This window comes from Verrucomicrobia bacterium S94, from assembly GCA_004299845.1.
In the GTDB taxonomy this organism is placed as follows: Bacteria; Verrucomicrobiota; Kiritimatiellia; order Kiritimatiellales; family Pontiellaceae; genus Pontiella.
In genome coordinates, this window is the sequence record CP036201.1 from 1,590,319 (window position 1) to 1,605,084 (window position 14,766).

The window sequence follows — 14,766 nt, forward strand, 5'->3', positions numbered from 1 at the left end:
GATCAAGGCCGGATTGCTCTCAGGACACTCCGGCCTTTTTCTGTAATCTGATGATTTTTCCCGTAAAGGAACTCATAGGAAAACAGCGCCAATCCTCTGCAGCCTGACTTCCTCACCGCATCAATCTGATACAGAATACGTTCTTCGTCATGCTTCAGATAAATTCCGACCACAACCGATGATCGGAACCCCTTTCGACCGGCCGCTTTTCGCATGCTTTTCATATAGCGGTCAAACGAGCGGGTTGCATAGTTCATCTGCACCGCCCAGTCTATGAGTCCGGAACGGATCCAATGCCCGGAATCCTGATAGGCATGCAGTCTCCCTTCAACCGGATCCCCCATCACACTGGCGGAAAGAATGCACGTACCGGGACGCTCCACCTGCATTACATAGGCAAGATCGCGAACAACCTTGGTCACGGAATCACGGCGAAAATCTTCAATCTGTTTTTTCGTGACATCCCAGCCGTATCGCTCATACAGCGCAGACTGCGATGCCGAGTCATAGGAAAAATCAGCGCGGCGCATCAGTTCTTCCTGTGAAGCGTCGGGATAATGCTGTTTTGCGACAAGATGATAATCGTGCGGATAGCGAATGTAATCGAGATGAATGCCGGCGACATCATAGGCACACAGTTCTTTAACGATTCCTTTGAGGTGCTGACGCACCTCAGGCACCACCGGATTAACAAATGCATACCATCCCGACGTAGGGCGCATTCTTTCCCCGAAGGAATCGACCATGAACCAGTCGGGATGTGCTGTCCAGAGCAGCCCTGCTGATTCCGGCGGCTCTGTATTCCCCTTCCAACCGGGCAGCACATTCATATAGGCATGAACCCGGAGTCCATACGGTTTGGCACAATCAATCGCCCGCTGCAGCGGATCCCAGCCGGGATCCTTTCCCAGATTCTGAACCCGGTTGCCGGAAAGTTCGTACGCCCAAGGCTCAAGCGAGCTGTTATAATATACTGTGCCGTTTCCGCGGATCTGAAAAAAGATATCCGTAAACCCCGCTTCACCGACATTCCGGATAATGCGGTCGACGTCTTCAGGGCTGTCATAATCGAACCGCGTAACCCACAGTGCACGGATCGGCGGCAGCGGCGGTGCGGAGGGCTGTACCCACACAAACAACACAGCCACCACAGCGGTGACTGCAATCAGGATGGCCAGTAACACTCGAAATTGCTTCATTTTCAATTTCCGGGTGCAGTTTCCAGACATTGGAAATTTACACTACGGTGTGCAATGTTCTACCCTCTAGGTGTTGTTACATGAAAGGAATTTATGAAGTATAAACGTATCCTCCTCAAGATCAGCGGTGAAGCGCTTCAGAATAAAGAAAAAGCCCTGAACCACGACCCGGAAATCATGGCCATGCTGGCCGCCCAGTTTAAATCCATGCTCGAAATGGGGGCCGAAATTGCCGTCGTGGTCGGAGGAGGAAACATCTTCCGCGGCCTGGCCGGAGCGCAGTCAGGAACCAACCGTATCACCGGTGACTACATGGGTATGCTGGCCACCGTCATCAACTCTCTTGCCATTCAGAATGCACTGGAAAATGAGGGAATTGACACCCGCGTAATGACCGCAATCACCATGCGCTCCATTGCCGAACCCTTCATCCGCCGCAAAGCGGTACGCCACCTTGAAAAAGGCCGTGTGGTTATTTTTGGCGCCGGCACGGGCAATCCCTATTTCACGACCGATTCCGCTGCAGCACTGCGCGCCTCGGAAATCAACGCGGATGTACTGATGAAAGCCACCAAAGTCGACGGTATTTATACCGCGGATCCGGTCAAAGATCCGGACGCCACAAAGTTTGAAACCATCACCTATCAGGATGCACTTAACAAACAGCTTAAGGTGATGGATGCTGCGGCATTCTCGCTCTGTATGGAGAACGACATTCCTATTGTCGTGTTTGACTTTTTCAAGGAAAACGGGATGGTAGATGTGCTGACCGGCGTAGAGTCCGGCACACTGGTAACACATACATAATCGAGGAATAACAATGACAGACGAAATACTTTTGGAAACCGAAGACAAAATGGATAAAACCGTACAGTTCCTGCAACAGGAGCTCAGCGGTTTGCGCACCGGGAAAGCCAATCCGGCACTGGTTGACACCATTACTGTGGATTATTACGGAACCCCCACCCGTCTGCGCGATCTGGCCAACATCTCCACCCCGGAGCCGCGTCTCATCGTCATCAATCCCTTCGATCCCTCCTCTCTCGGCCTCATTGAAAAGGCCATCGTTGCCGCAAACATCGGTATTACCCCGATGAACGACGGGCGCCTGATCCGGGTTCCCATTCCGGAACTCTCTGAAGAACGCCGTAAAGAAATGGTTAAAATGGCCGGCCGCACTACAGAAGAACAGCGCGTCTCTGTCCGTAATATCCGTCGAGATGCCAATGACCGGATCAAGGCCCTTCAGAAAAACGGCGATATTACAGAAGATGAACGAGACGCTGCCTTGGAGCAGATTCAGAAATCCACCAATGAACACATCAAACAGATGGATGAAATGCTCGAAGCCAAAGAAAAAGACATTATGGAAGTATAGTGGATACATTCTTCATGAATGAGAATCCATTCCCTGCTGCCGAAGATCGAACAAGCAGAAATTGGAGTATAACGACACAATGAAACCGAAAGTTCTCGTTGGCGTTTCAGGAGGTGTCGCCGCCTACAAGGCGGCCGACGTCGTGAGCCAGCTGGTAAAAGCCGGCTGCGACGTCCGTGTGGTGATGACCGAATCCGCCACCAAATTCGTGGGGCCGGCAAGCTTTGCCGCCCTGACCCAGGAAAAAGTACTGATGTCCATGTTCCCGGAAAGTAACTCCGGCGGAATGGATATCATCTACCCCCATCTCTACCCGGCAACGGAAGCAGACGCATTTCTTGTTATCCCGGCAACGGCCAATACCATTGCAAAAATTGCACACGGTCTTGGCGACGACCTCGTTTCATGCAGCGCCCTTTCGCTGAAAGCCGACTGCAAGCGCATTTTTTGTCCGGCCATGAATTTCCAGATGTGGGAAAACCCGGTTGTTCAGGACAATGTAAAAAAACTGCTGCATTATGGCTGGCACCAGGTAGGCCCCGAAAAAGGGCGACTGGCCTGCGGGACCTCCGGCTACGGTCGGCTGTCGTCCCAGACGGCCATCACACAGATCGTTCTGAACTCGGTCTTCTGATGCACCGAAGCCTGCTTATTCTTTCCGGACCAACACACGAATATATTGACCCCGTCCGTTTCATCGGTAATGCCAGTAGCGGACGGATGGGCAAAGCCCTTGCCGAAGAAGCCCGGCGCCGCAACTACAGGATCACTTACATTTCCGGCCCCGTTGCTCCGGCCAATCTACCGGAGCTGGGGACTTCCGGTCGGATTATTCAGATAACGGAGGCCGAAGAAATGCTCGCCGCAGCACAGGAGCACTTCCAAACTGCGGATGCGGTTATCTTCGCCGCCGCTGTAGCCGATTATACCCCGGCAGAAAAGAAAACCGAGAAAATGGCCAAGTCGGAGGAAGAACTTGTGTTGCACCTTCGACCGACTCCGGATATTGCTAAAACACTCTGCACCTCAAAAAGCCGCAATCAGATTGCTATCGGTTTTGCGCTGCAGACCACTGAGGGAGAAAAAAACGCCCGCCGGAAACTGAAATCCAAAAATCTGGATGGCATCGTGCTGAACACCCCGGCCACATTGGGTGCGGACTCCGGTTCCTTCAGTTTTCTGTCAGCGGCGTCCTCCGGTTTTGAGCCTTGGGGAAAAATCAGCAAAGCCGAATGCGCTGAACACATCCTCCGGGCTTTGGAAAAAATCAGCCGTGAAAAATGAAAAACTTCCGGCCGGTATAATTGAACAGCGTGGCAAAAATAATCGCGGTCAGGTTGGATACCGTAGTCTGAACCCCGAAAAACCGGATCAGGGCATCCCCGGACCAGGTACTGAGTAAAAACGCAGCAAATGAAACCCCGAGAAACAGAGCGATCTCGTGCAGTATCCTGTGTTTTCCGCCCTTGAATACAAAAAGCACGTTCGTGACATAGGCCACAATGTTTCCACCGACAAACCCGGAAGCCTTGCACAACCAGAAATGCTTCAGCCGTAGCGACTCTGAAATCGGTTCGATCTCGAGCCCGAGCAGCTGCGCAAAATAATCATCCGGCGTCAGTGCAGGAAAAACAAACAGAGCCGTCAGATAGAAAATCGTAATATCCGTCGCAAACGCCAGACCGCCGCAAAATGCATATTTGAGGAACTGAATGCCCGGGTGATCCTTTTCCAGCAGAATTTTTTTAATGAACTCCATCATCATAAAGTATCTGAGCTTGTTTGAATTAGCAATTTTTCATCCCGGATAAATGGCCGGAACACCTATTTTTTAATGGAGCAGACACGCCCGAAATGCTAGGGTAACTGCAGAAGTTAAGGAAAGGAATAAACGCCCTACGTGGTTCGAGTAATAGGTAACTCCTCTTACCCAATGATACATTAAAGGGAGCTTAACTTTCGGCCCGGTGCCTACATGCCGCTGAATAAGTGGTGGTTCTGGAATCCGGATTGATTCGCGCCCACATCTATTACCACGGTGATAGAGGTTCTCCTAGTAGACGGCCAACGCGGGGTTCCTTTCCCTTACTTCTGTTTTTTCTTCTGATTCGGGACATACCACCTCTTGCAACCTCATTCCTGCATCCTGTAGCTTTACTTCATGGATCTTTTCAATAATCCATCTGAAAAACCGAAACCGAAAGCCGGGGCGGGCACCGCACCGCTGGCCGCACGCATGCGTCCGCAGAAACTTGAGGATATTGTCGGACAGGAACATATCCTGGCCGATGACAAACTGCTTCGCCGAGCAATTGAGGCCGACCGGATCAGCTCTATTATTCTTTACGGCCCGCCCGGATGCGGAAAAACCACGCTTGCGGAAGTCATCGCCAAAACCACCAACCGCCGGTTCGAGCGGACCAGCGGCGTACTGGCCAATGTATCCATCCTCCGGAAAATTCTTGAGGCTTCCAGTCATTGGAAGAAAATGAACGGGCAGGACACCATCCTGTTTATCGACGAAATCCACCGCTTCAATAAATCGCAGCAGGATGTACTCCTGCCCTATGTGGAAAACGGCGACATCATTATGATCGGCGCCACTACGCATAATCCGTTCTTTTTCATCAACACTCCGCTCAACTCACGATCGCAGATCTTTCAACTCCGGCCGCTTTCCGTAGAATCGATCTTAAAGGTTTTAACGCGTGCGCTTGAGGCCCCTCAGGGACTTAACGGTCTGGTTACGGCCAACGATGAAGCCCTGCAGCATCTGGCCTCCGTCTGCGAAGGCGATGCCCGCCGATCGCTGAACGCACTGGAAATTGCCGCGCTGACCACCCCGCCGGGAGATGACGGAATCGTTCATCTGACCAAACATGAGATCGAGGAATCCGTTCAGAAAAAGGCGGTCAACTACGATCACGACGAAGATGAGCACTACGATACGATTTCGGCTTTCATAAAAAGTGTGCGCGGTTCCGATCCCAATGCGGCGGTCTACTGGCTGGCCAAAATGCTCTACGCCGGCGAAGATCCGCGGTTTATTGCCCGGCGCCTGATTATTCTGGCCTCCGAGGATATCGGCAATGCCGACCCGCGCGGCATCACACTGGCTGTATCCTGTATGCAGGCCGTGGAGTTTATCGGCATGCCCGAAGCGCGCATCACCCTCGCCCAATGCACGACCTATCTGGCCTGTGCGCCCAAAAGCAATGCCGCCTATACCGCCGTGAATGCCGCCCTGCACGACGTCGAAAACGGTCGTACCCTCCCCGTCCCGAAGCACCTGCAGAGCGGGCCAAAACCGGATAAGGGCGACGTAAAATATCAATATGCTCACAACGGCGAAAACCACTTCGTCGATCAGGAATATGTGCCTACCGATAAAATTTACTATGAACCGACCCGGCAGGGCTACGAAGACACTATCCGTAAGCGCATCGAATACTGGAACACTCTGAGGCGTAAAAACCATGACCACCAAGCATGAACTCCGTAGACAGGTCGGAAAAAAACGTGCGGCGCTCGATGCCGAATGGCTGAAAACGGCCAGTGCGTCATTGATTCGGCAGTTCCGGTCTTTGGATATTTTTAAAACCTCAAAAACCGTAGCGCTGTATAAGGCTATTGGCGGCGAGGTAAATCTGGAGCCGCTTTTTGAGCACTGCTGGTCGCTGGGTAAACGAACGGCGATTCCTGTTTTTAATGCAAACAGCCGCGTGTATGAAATGGCGGAGATTTCAAGTTCGACACAGTTCAGAACCGGGAATTACGGTATACCGGAGCCGGTTTCTCCGGAACGGCTTCCGCTTTCCGCCATTAATCTGATAATTGTCCCCGGCGTTGCATTCGACCTCGCCGGAAACCGGCTCGGCCGAGGCGGAGGATATTATGACCGCATGCTTTCCGTTTTTTCCGGTTCGACGGTCGGCGTCTGTTTTGATTTCCAATGGCTGGAAACCGTTCCGGTTGATCCTCATGATCAGCCGGTCGATTTCGTTGTGACCGAAACAAAATGCGGGAAAGTGCCAAACGAACATTAGACAAAATCCGCCTGCTCAGGTTACTCTGCCTTCCCACATAAAGACAAGGGGATCGTGCTGCCCGTATGGTGCCATTGAATGCATCGGGTTTTCCATGGAGTGCGGTCTATCGTGAAACGGAGGTTACCGTGGAATTTGCAAGTTACACAGGTTTTGAATTTATCCTGAGCATCGGCTTTCTGGTGCTGGGGTTCTTCTTTCATGCCTATATTACTAAAACCAATGCCATTGCCGCGAGCAAACAGGCCAAGGCGATTCTGAACGAAGCTCAGAAGGAAGCCGAAGTCGTACGCCGCGAGGCCAAGGTGCAGGCGAAAGATGCCATCCTTCGTGCACGCGAAAACTCCCAGCGGGAGTTTGCCAAGCAAAGGACCGATATTCTTGATCTGGAAAAAAGGGTCGTCAATCGGGAAAAAAATCTGACCAGCAAACTGGAGATGCTTAATAATAAGGAGCTTCAGCTGACCGGACGGATGGCGGAGATCAGCGAGCAGAAAGATGCATTACGGGCGAAGGAAAGCGAACTGAACCGGTTGATCCGCGAAGAAACCCGCCGGATCGAGGATGTTGCCAGCCTGTCCCGTGAGGAGGCACGGAAAATTATTATGGCCCGCATGGAGGAGGAACTGCAGGCGGAAGCCGACAGCCTGATCCGGCGTTACCAGAAAGAGGCCAAAGAAGAAGCCCGGAAACGGGCCCGCGAAATTGTGGTGACCGCTATCCAGCGTTATTCTGCCGAAACGGTCAATGATGTGACCACCAGCCAGGTCAGCCTGGAAAGCGATGATATAAAAGGACGCATCATCGGCAAGGAAGGCCGAAATATTAAATCATTTGAAGCCGAAACCGGAGTCAATGTTCTCATTGATGAAACCCCGGAAGTTGTTGTGCTCTCGTGCTATGACCCGATCCGCCGTGAAATTGCGCGTGTGGCTTTGGAACGCCTGATTGAAGACGGTCGTATTCATCCTGCCCGTATTGAGGAAACCGTGGAAAAAGTTAAAGAAGAGATCGACGACACCATCCGCCGCGCCGGCGAGGAAGCCCTGTTCGGTCTGGGTATTTCCGGCGTCGCTCCGGAACTGGTGCATATTCTCGGCAAGCTTAAATTCCGGACCAGCTATAATCAGAACGTCCTGGATCATTCCGTGGAAGCCGCACACCTGATTGCCATGATGGCCGCCGACCTCGGACTGGATCCGAAAATCGCCAAACGTTGCGGTATTTTTCACGACATCGGCAAAGCGCTGGATCATGAAATGGAAGGTGGCCACGCGGAAATCGGCGCGAAAATTCTGCGGAAATACGGCGAAGAACAGGTGGTTTGGGAAGCCGTCGCTTCACAGCACGAAGGCCTTGATGTCCACAATATCTATGGGGTACTTTGCGATGCCGCCGATGCGCTGACCGCCGCCCGTCCCGGCGCCCGTATGGAAACCACGGACATCTATATTGAACGACTGGAAAAAATCGAGCTGATTTGCAATCAGTATGCCGGTGTTAAAAGCAGTTATGCCGTTCAGGCGGGACGTGAAATACGTATTATGGTCGAGCCCGAAAAGTTCAATGACCACGGAGCCTCATTGCTCGCGAAAAATATTGCCAAGCAGATCGGTAAGGAAGTTAAAATCCCCGGAACAGTTCGCGTGACGGTAATCCGCGAAACACGATGCGTTGAATACGCAAAATAAAAATAAGATCAAACGGCCCGGTCAGGGGTTTAAATCCCATACCATCGGGCCGTCGATAAATCGATGAAACGGAGTTTATGATGAGCAGAGTTGTTGAGCTGAAGCACCCCCTGGTAAAACACCATATGGCGATGCTGCGGGATAAAAATACCCCCACCTATATTTTCCGGGACCAGATCCGCCGGCTGACCCTGCTACTGGCCTACGAAGCCACCGCAACATTACCTGTTGAGGAGGTTTCTGTGGAAACGCCGTTATGCACCACAACCTGTAAACATATACAAACCCGTATCGGGCTCGTTCCGATTCTGCGCGCCGGTCTCGGGATGTGCGAAGCGGTTCAGGAACTGATTCCTCAGGCCGAAGTCTGGCATCTGGGGTTTTACCGCGATGAATCGACGCTGAAACCGGTTGAATATTATCAGAAATTTTCGGACCATCCTCCCGAAATCGCATTTGTTCTTGATCCCATGCTGGCCACCGGCGGTTCCGCAGTCGAAGCGGTGAATATGGTAAAAAACTGGGGCGCGGAAAATGTTTCCATGCTCTGCACCATCGCCTCTCCGGAAGGTATTGAAAAAGTTCAGAAAGCTCATCCGGATGTTTCCATTTTCGCCTGTGCCATCGATGAATGTCTGAACGAAAATGCCTATATTCTTCCCGGCCTCGGTGATGCCGGCGACCGAATTTTCAACACCCTTTAAGCGATAACCCCAAACGAAGGAGTAAACCCATGAAAAAAACAGCCAAATATCTGACTATTATGGTCCTGTTCGGAGCCATTACTACCGCATCGGTCATGGCACACTGCCAGGTTCCCTGCGGCATTTATGATGATGAAATGCGTGTTAAAATGATGTATGAACACGTCACCACCATCACCAAAGCCATGAAGCAGATCGAAGCCGGTCAGAATGCCAACCAGACCACGCGCTGGATCATGAATAAAGAAAAGCATGCCGATGAAATTATGGAAATTGTTTCAGACTACTTCCTTGCCCAGCGCATCAAAGAAGGCATGGACCACTACGAAGAAAACCTGAAAATACTTCACCGTATTATCGTCTATTCAATGAAATGCAAACAAACCACCGACGTAGCCAACGCCCAGAAACTGAGTGAAGCCATTCACACACTGGAACACACCTACTTCGGCGAAAAACACCAGCACTGAGTGCTACCACCAGAGTGAATAGGCCGGGTCCAGAGGAAAGGCATTTTCAATATGCCGGATCTCAGGATCTCCTCCGGGCCGGCCGATCACTTCAATAACGTCAAACCGGATGTAATCGGGTTTGGCGTTTTTCTTTTTCAGGTAATTTACTGCGGCTCGGGATAAACGCCTGCGCTTCTCTTTGTTAACAGCGGAAAACGGCCGGCCGAAATCTTCATTTTTCCGGGTTTTGACTTCGACAAAAACCAGCGCGTTCCCATCATCGGCGATGATATCAAGTTCATCGTGTTTTCCCGAACGGACCCGTTTACCGATGATTTTCCACTTTCTGGCTTTCAGAAAACGCACAGCCTGTTTTTCGCCCCACTTTCCGGCCTGCAGATGGGCGGTTTCAGTTTTATGCCGAAACAGCCTTTCAATCCACTTCCGCATTGTAGGTGATGATTTTTTTATAGAGTGTAATATAATCGTTGGCCATGTGCGTAACGGAAAAATCCTGCCGCATAGCGCGTTTCATCAGCGTTTTCCAGCGACTGGAATTTTTAAAGATGTTCAGAGCGCGCTCCAGACATTGGGAAAAAGCTTCAGCTGAATACTCCCGGAACTTGAAACCGGTTCCTCCCTTTTCCGAATAATCGATTACGGAATCCTCCAGTCCCCCGACCGCACGTACAACAGGGATGGTTCCGTAACGCATGGAATAGAGCTGATTCTGCCCGCACGGCTCAAATTCGGACGGCATTAGAAAAATGTCCGCGCCGGCTTCAATCCGATGCGCTTTGGTATTGGAAAATTCAATCCAGGCACACACATTTTCAGGCCAGCGTTCCGCCCAGTTTCTGCAGGCGACTTCATAATGCTCATCGCCGGTGCCGAGAATCACCAGCTGCGCACCGCTTTCCACAATCGGCTGTATGGCATCAAACAGCAGGTCGATCCCTTTCTGCGGAACCATGCGCGAGATCATACCGAGCAGCGGAATATCCGGATCCACATTAAACCCGCAGACTTTCTGCAGTGCAGCTTTGCACTCGGCCTTTCCCGAGAGATCGTTCACGGAATAGTTTGCCGGAATATGCGTATCGGTTTCCGGATTCCATCGTTTATAATCGATGCCGTTCAGAATCCCGTGCAGCACATTCCGCCGGTGATAAAGCACCCCGTTGAGTCTGCAGCCGAACTCTGCGGTTTTCACCTCCTCGGCATACGTCGGACTGACCGCATTAATCGCGCTGGCCGCAACGAGTCCACCCTTAAGCATGTTAATCTCACCGTAAAATTCCAGCGTATCCATCGTATAGCAGCTTTCCGGCAGTTGCGTCATATAAAACTTCTCCGCCGGAGCCCAGCCCTGATGTGCCAGATTATGAATGGTCATCAGTGTTTTTTCTCGGCCGTTACGGAAGTTTCCATCGATGCCGTGATACAGCAGCAGTGGAACCAGACCCGCCTGCCAGTCATTGCAGTGAACAATGTCGGGCTTCAGCTGCCATTCATCAATCAGTTTCACCACCGCTTTCTGGAAAAACAGAAAACGCTCGAAATTATCGCCGTAACCATGATTCGGCACACCGTAAATACCCGGCCGCTCAAAAAAAGCATCACTCTGGATAAAGATGGTCGTCACACCCTTCCATATATTTTTCCAGACCGTGCCGTGGAACCAGCTGTTGCCCAGCGGAATATGGATATCATAATTGCAGGGTCTGATGCCGAACTTTTCGCGGTCAATCGACTGATAAAGCGGAAGGAAGCGTATCACCTCCACCTCCTGCTCCATCAGAGCCATGGGTAAAGCCGCCAAAACATCTCCTAGACCCCCCGTCGATGCGAATGGTACTATCTCACTACTAACAAAAATTACCTTCATGCAAACCTATAAGTAAATTCCGTGACACAATAGAGGAACCCCCAATGAGCTTCGATACCCAAATTCTTCAATTTATGGCCGCTCCCGGTTACCGTCCGATGAAACAGCACGAACTGGCGCGGGCACTCCATATTGTTTCAAAAGGACAGCGCGTGGATTTCCGGCACGACCTCTACCGTCTTGCTGACGAGGGTAAAATTGTCAAACTCCGTAAAAACCGCTGGGGACTTCCTGATGCCGGAAACCAAATGATCGGAACCCTTAAAATAATGGCCAAAGGCGGCGCAATTTTCATCCCGGATAATGAAAATGAATCCGAGATCTATATCTCCGACCGGAACCAGGGCGTGGCCCTGCCCGACGATAAAGTGGCCATTGAGGTCTTTCACTCTGAATATGCGGCCCGTCAGCGCGAACGCCGCGGCCAGACCGACTTACGTGCCGAAGGCCGCGTGGTATCTGTAATTAAACGTCACTCCGGGACTACCGTCGGTCTGCTGAAACATACGCCCTACTATTCCTATGTCATTCCTGATGCTCCGGGTTTCCGGCATGATGTCCGGATTGAAGATACACAGCAGATTCCGGAAAATCACAAGGTACTGGTGAAGCTCAACGAATGGAACGATCCCTATCAGCCGCTCAGCGGTGAAATTATCGAAGATCTCGGAAATATGAATGATCCAGGCGTTGATGTGGACAGCCTGCTGCGCGAAGCCGGAATCCGCGAGGATTTCCCTCAGGAGGTCATCGACGAAGCCAACCGTCTTTCCGGCGAAGTGACCCCCGCAAAAATGGAAGGCCGCACCGATCTGCGCGATGCCGTCACATTCACCATCGACCCCGAAACCGCAAAGGATTACGACGATGCAGTTTCTATCGAACCGCACCCGGATGGCGGCTGGATTCTCGGCGTACACATCGCCGATGTTTCTACCTACGTCACGCCCGGCTCGAAAATCGATAAAGAGGCCTATCTTCGCGGCAACTCCATCTATCTCGTCGATCGCGCCGTCATGATGCTGCCCAAAGAACTGACGACCAAGGTATGCAGCCTCAATCCTGAAAACGATCATCTTTCACACACTGTTGAAATTCATTTAAGTAACGACGGTGAAATGCTGGACTACAAAACCTATCCTTCGGTAATTCATTCGAAATGCCGGATGACCTACACGCAGGTGCAGAAGTTCATTGACGGAAAACCGGACCACGGCATACCCGAACAGATTGTCCAGCGGCTGGAAAACCTCTGGCCGCTGATACAAAACGTCCGTGCGCGACGTATTGCCCACGGCTCGGTGGAAATCAATACACCCGAAATTGAAATTAAACTCAATGAACAGGGAAAAGTTGAAAAAATGATGCCGCGTTCGGAATCGAAACAGGCATACGGACTGGTTGAAGACTGCATGCTGCTGGCAAACCGGGCCGTAGCCGAAACCCTGATCAAAGCCGAGCACCCCGCCATCTACCGCGTACATGAAGAACCGGATGAGGAACAGTGGGCCGCCATGGGCATGGAGCTTCAGGCACTGGGAATACCCATGCTACCGCAGACGCGCGCCGACATCAATAAAGCCATTAAAATGGCCGCCGGAACACCGGTCGAATACACCGCCAACCGGGCCATTCTGCGCAACTTCAAGCGTGCTCAATATTCAAATACACAGATCGGTCATTTCGGCCTGGCCTTTGAGGATTACACCCACTTCACCTCTCCGATCCGTCGCTATCCGGATCTGCTGGTGCACCGGCTCCTGAAAGCCGTAGAACAGGGAAAACAGTTTCCCATCTCCGGAGAACAGATTGCGGAAATCGCTCTGCACTGTACCGAAACCGAGAAAAAGGCCGACGAGCTGGAAAAGAAAAGTACGGAGAAAAAACGGCTCGAATATTACAACCAGCTGATGAATTCATCACAAACGCAAACCTTCAAAGGGTATATCGTGGCGATTAAAGGCAAAGGCATGATTGTCGAACTGCCCGATTCGCTGCAACGCGGTATGATCACTTTTGCATCCATCACATCCGACTGGATCGAAGCCAACAATGAGATGACCCAGGCTCAGACAAAAAGCGGGAAAACCGTCTATACCATCGGACAGCAGGTAGAGGTCGTTCTGGCCAAAGTCGATACCGCCCGCGGCTTTATCGATTTTGTACTCGCTGATCAGGTCGCCCGCCCGCCCCGTCGGGAGCGCCGGCCGAAAATTGAACCGGATCTGCGAACCGGGAAACCCCGTCAGAAAATTAAACGCCGCCGACGGCGGCGATAAGCCTGCTCCCGGCTCAGTGAACCGCTGCATGGTTTTGCTGCCCATTCAGGGCACAGAAAATTCGGCGCTGATTCCTGCTCACCCTAACCGACCGAAGCCGGTCCGGTGTTTTTCTTGTGCAGGAAGTTCAGTGCCGGAATTATGCAGCAACCTGACCGGACCTTTCAGACAACTCCGCCGAAACCTCCCGCTCAGCTTCAGGCCAGGTAACTACCCGCCCTTCAACAATCGACATTTCCAGACGGCGATACCCTACAACCTTACGGTATTCGAGAATCTGTTGATCCAGCATTTCGTGGAAATCAAGTTCACCGGAACCGCTTTCCACCTCTCCCATTGGTGCAGCATTTTTGTTCATCTTTTTCTCCCATTGATGACAGGAGAATTAAAGCAGGTTTAATGCCAATAAATATTTACGGCATCTTTTACTTGGAATCTTCGGTCGGAACAATTGTTAGCGTCAATTCGGCCGGATTTCCCGACTCCTTGGAATCAATCTTATAAACCGCATCTCCTTTTGTTCCCCAAAGGCCAAAAGTAATGATCGGCACTTCCATATTCCGGACCGTTTCCAGCAAAGCGGGATCAAGCCTGACACGGATGATCTCTCCGGCCTTCCACTCTATATCCGAAAGATGCTCTATCTCATTCCACAGTCTGGAATCCATCAGATTCTTCACCGAACGACCGTCTGCATTCACCCAGTCTTCATCGCGGAAACTGCGCCACTGAAACGTCGCTTCCCCCACCTTTGCATTCCGACCCTGAACACCGAGGTCACCATCGCCCTCAACCCAAAGTCCATTGTTTTCATTCAGGGCCATCGTTGCAATGGTGAGAGAAAGCGGCTCGTTCTGATCTTCCTGAATACGGAATGAAAACTCAGCAGACACAACCTCGTTGGTCACATCGCTCAGATCAAATCCGACCAGCGAAGTCACCCCCGGCAACGCACTTAAGAGCAGAAACTTCGATCCTCCGCTGTTTTGGGACCGGTAATTACTGCGAAAAAACCCATCTTTTGATGCGGTCAGTTCAACGACATTCTCCTCTCCGAATACGGCACCCGCAGCCATACCCAGCACCAGAATCATACTCAGAATTTTCATCAATACCTCGCTCTCTAAAA

At 51.6% G+C, this 14,766-nt stretch carries 16 protein-coding genes; 10 read left to right on the plus strand and 6 right to left on the minus strand.

The annotated features are described in order from the left end of the window. Window positions 1–2: 2 nt before the first annotated feature. Window positions 3–1,229: a hypothetical protein gene (locus tag EGM51_06555; protein QBG47070.1), complete on the minus strand. Its 1,227-nt coding sequence runs from the start codon at window positions 1,227–1,229 to the stop codon at window positions 3–5. A 63-nt stretch (window positions 1,230–1,292) separates the two neighbouring features. On the opposite strand from EGM51_06555, the gene EGM51_06560 reads away from it, so the two are divergent. From EGM51_06560 to EGM51_06575, 4 genes are all read left to right on the plus strand, one after another. Then, entirely contained in the window at window positions 1,293–2,006 is a 714-nt protein-coding gene (locus EGM51_06560; protein ID QBG47071.1) for a UMP kinase, read from the plus strand. Between the two features lie 13 nt (window positions 2,007–2,019). Further along, entirely contained in the window at window positions 2,020–2,577 is a 558-nt protein-coding gene (locus EGM51_06565; GenBank protein ID QBG47072.1) for a ribosome recycling factor, read from the plus strand. Window positions 2,578–2,656: 79 nt separating this feature from the next. After that, on the plus strand, window positions 2,657–3,211 hold the full coding sequence (locus EGM51_06570) for a hypothetical protein (GenBank protein QBG47073.1): 555 nt from the start codon (window positions 2,657–2,659) through the stop codon (window positions 3,209–3,211). Continuing rightward, on the plus strand, window positions 3,211–3,861 hold the full coding sequence (locus EGM51_06575) for a phosphopantothenoylcysteine decarboxylase (protein QBG47074.1): 651 nt from the start codon (window positions 3,211–3,213) through the stop codon (window positions 3,859–3,861). Before EGM51_06570 ends, EGM51_06575 begins: the two co-directional genes overlap by 1 nt. On the opposite strand, the gene EGM51_06580 is transcribed toward EGM51_06575, so the two are convergent. Beyond that, the gene (locus EGM51_06580) at window positions 3,845–4,342 is read right to left on the minus strand and encodes a GtrA family protein (GenBank protein ID QBG47075.1); all 498 of its coding nucleotides are present in this window, start codon (window positions 4,340–4,342) and stop codon (window positions 3,845–3,847) included. The two genes, EGM51_06575 and EGM51_06580, sit on opposite strands and share 17 nt — an antisense overlap. Before the next feature lie 396 nt (window positions 4,343–4,738). Between EGM51_06580 and EGM51_06585 the strand changes: the two genes are divergently transcribed. The 5 genes from EGM51_06585 to EGM51_06605 all read left to right on the plus strand — a co-directional run bounded on the left by EGM51_06585 (window position 4,739) and on the right by EGM51_06605 (window position 9,488). Beyond that, window positions 4,739–6,070, plus strand: coding sequence for a replication-associated recombination protein A (locus EGM51_06585; protein QBG47076.1), 1,332 nt, complete (start codon window positions 4,739–4,741; stop codon window positions 6,068–6,070). Next, window positions 6,054–6,623 (plus strand): 5-formyltetrahydrofolate cyclo-ligase, encoded by a 570-nt coding sequence (locus tag EGM51_06590; GenBank protein QBG47077.1) that lies wholly within the window; start codon window positions 6,054–6,056, stop codon window positions 6,621–6,623. The genes EGM51_06585 and EGM51_06590 overlap by 17 nt, the downstream gene beginning before the upstream one ends. Before the next feature lie 65 nt (window positions 6,624–6,688). Continuing rightward, window positions 6,689–8,314 (plus strand): ribonuclease Y, encoded by a 1,626-nt coding sequence (gene rny / locus EGM51_06595; GenBank protein QBG47078.1) that lies wholly within the window; start codon window positions 6,689–6,691, stop codon window positions 8,312–8,314. Window positions 8,315–8,394: 80 nt separating this feature from the next. After that, entirely contained in the window at window positions 8,395–9,018 is a 624-nt protein-coding gene (locus EGM51_06600; GenBank protein QBG49262.1) for a uracil phosphoribosyltransferase, read from the plus strand. Window positions 9,019–9,047: 29 nt separating this feature from the next. Further along, complete coding sequence (locus EGM51_06605; GenBank protein QBG47079.1) at window positions 9,048–9,488, plus strand: superoxide dismutase; 441 nt, start codon at window positions 9,048–9,050, stop codon at window positions 9,486–9,488. A 3-nt stretch (window positions 9,489–9,491) separates the two neighbouring features. Here the strand turns inward: EGM51_06605 and EGM51_06610 are convergent, their stop codons facing one another. Both EGM51_06610 and glgA read right to left on the minus strand, forming a co-directional pair. Further along, entirely contained in the window at window positions 9,492–9,920 is a 429-nt protein-coding gene (locus EGM51_06610; GenBank protein ID QBG47080.1) for a YraN family protein, read from the minus strand. Beyond that, window positions 9,904–11,358: a glycogen synthase GlgA gene (gene glgA / locus EGM51_06615; protein ID QBG47081.1), complete on the minus strand. Its 1,455-nt coding sequence runs from the start codon at window positions 11,356–11,358 to the stop codon at window positions 9,904–9,906. The genes EGM51_06610 and glgA overlap by 17 nt, the downstream gene beginning before the upstream one ends. A 44-nt stretch (window positions 11,359–11,402) precedes the next feature. Between glgA and rnr the strand changes: the two genes are divergently transcribed. Next, a complete protein-coding gene (gene rnr, locus EGM51_06620; protein ID QBG47082.1) occupies window positions 11,403–13,637 on the plus strand; it encodes a ribonuclease R in 2,235 nt (744 codons plus the stop codon). Between the two features lie 139 nt (window positions 13,638–13,776). Here the strand turns inward: rnr and EGM51_06625 are convergent, their stop codons facing one another. Together EGM51_06625 and EGM51_06630 are read right to left on the minus strand one after the other, a co-directional pair. After that, a complete protein-coding gene (locus tag EGM51_06625) occupies window positions 13,777–13,995 on the minus strand; it encodes a hypothetical protein (protein QBG47083.1) in 219 nt (72 codons plus the stop codon). A gap of 67 nt (window positions 13,996–14,062) precedes the next feature. Further along, window positions 14,063–14,746 (minus strand): hypothetical protein, encoded by a 684-nt coding sequence (locus tag EGM51_06630; protein QBG47084.1) that lies wholly within the window; start codon window positions 14,744–14,746, stop codon window positions 14,063–14,065. Window positions 14,747–14,766: the final 20 nt, after the last annotated feature.

Bases quoted from the DNA above. Each gene is read 5' to 3' on its own strand.
- EGM51_06555 (QBG47070.1), bottom strand. From the start codon at position 1,229: ATGTCTGGAAACTGCACCCGGAAATTGAAAATGAAGCAATTTCGAGTG.
- EGM51_06560 (QBG47071.1), top strand. From the start codon at position 1,293: ATGAAGTATAAACGTATCCTCCTCAAGATCAGCGGTGAAGCGCTTCAG.
- EGM51_06565 (QBG47072.1), top strand. From the start codon at position 2,020: ATGACAGACGAAATACTTTTGGAAACCGAAGACAAAATGGATAAAACC.
- EGM51_06570 (QBG47073.1), top strand. From the start codon at position 2,657: ATGAAACCGAAAGTTCTCGTTGGCGTTTCAGGAGGTGTCGCCGCCTAC.
- EGM51_06575 (QBG47074.1), top strand. From the start codon at position 3,211: ATGCACCGAAGCCTGCTTATTCTTTCCGGACCAACACACGAATATATT.
- EGM51_06580 (QBG47075.1), bottom strand. From the start codon at position 4,342: ATGATGATGGAGTTCATTAAAAAAATTCTGCTGGAAAAGGATCACCCG.
- EGM51_06585 (QBG47076.1), top strand. From the start codon at position 4,739: ATGGATCTTTTCAATAATCCATCTGAAAAACCGAAACCGAAAGCCGGG.
- EGM51_06590 (QBG47077.1), top strand. From the start codon at position 6,054: ATGACCACCAAGCATGAACTCCGTAGACAGGTCGGAAAAAAACGTGCG.
- rny (QBG47078.1), top strand. From the start codon at position 6,689: ATGGTGCCATTGAATGCATCGGGTTTTCCATGGAGTGCGGTCTATCGT.
- EGM51_06600 (QBG49262.1), top strand. From the start codon at position 8,395: ATGAGCAGAGTTGTTGAGCTGAAGCACCCCCTGGTAAAACACCATATG.
- EGM51_06605 (QBG47079.1), top strand. From the start codon at position 9,048: ATGAAAAAAACAGCCAAATATCTGACTATTATGGTCCTGTTCGGAGCC.
- EGM51_06610 (QBG47080.1), bottom strand. From the start codon at position 9,920: ATGCGGAAGTGGATTGAAAGGCTGTTTCGGCATAAAACTGAAACCGCC.
- glgA (QBG47081.1), bottom strand. From the start codon at position 11,358: ATGAAGGTAATTTTTGTTAGTAGTGAGATAGTACCATTCGCATCGACG.
- rnr (QBG47082.1), top strand. From the start codon at position 11,403: ATGAGCTTCGATACCCAAATTCTTCAATTTATGGCCGCTCCCGGTTAC.
- EGM51_06625 (QBG47083.1), bottom strand. From the start codon at position 13,995: ATGAACAAAAATGCTGCACCAATGGGAGAGGTGGAAAGCGGTTCCGGT.
- EGM51_06630 (QBG47084.1), bottom strand. From the start codon at position 14,746: ATGAAAATTCTGAGTATGATTCTGGTGCTGGGTATGGCTGCGGGTGCC.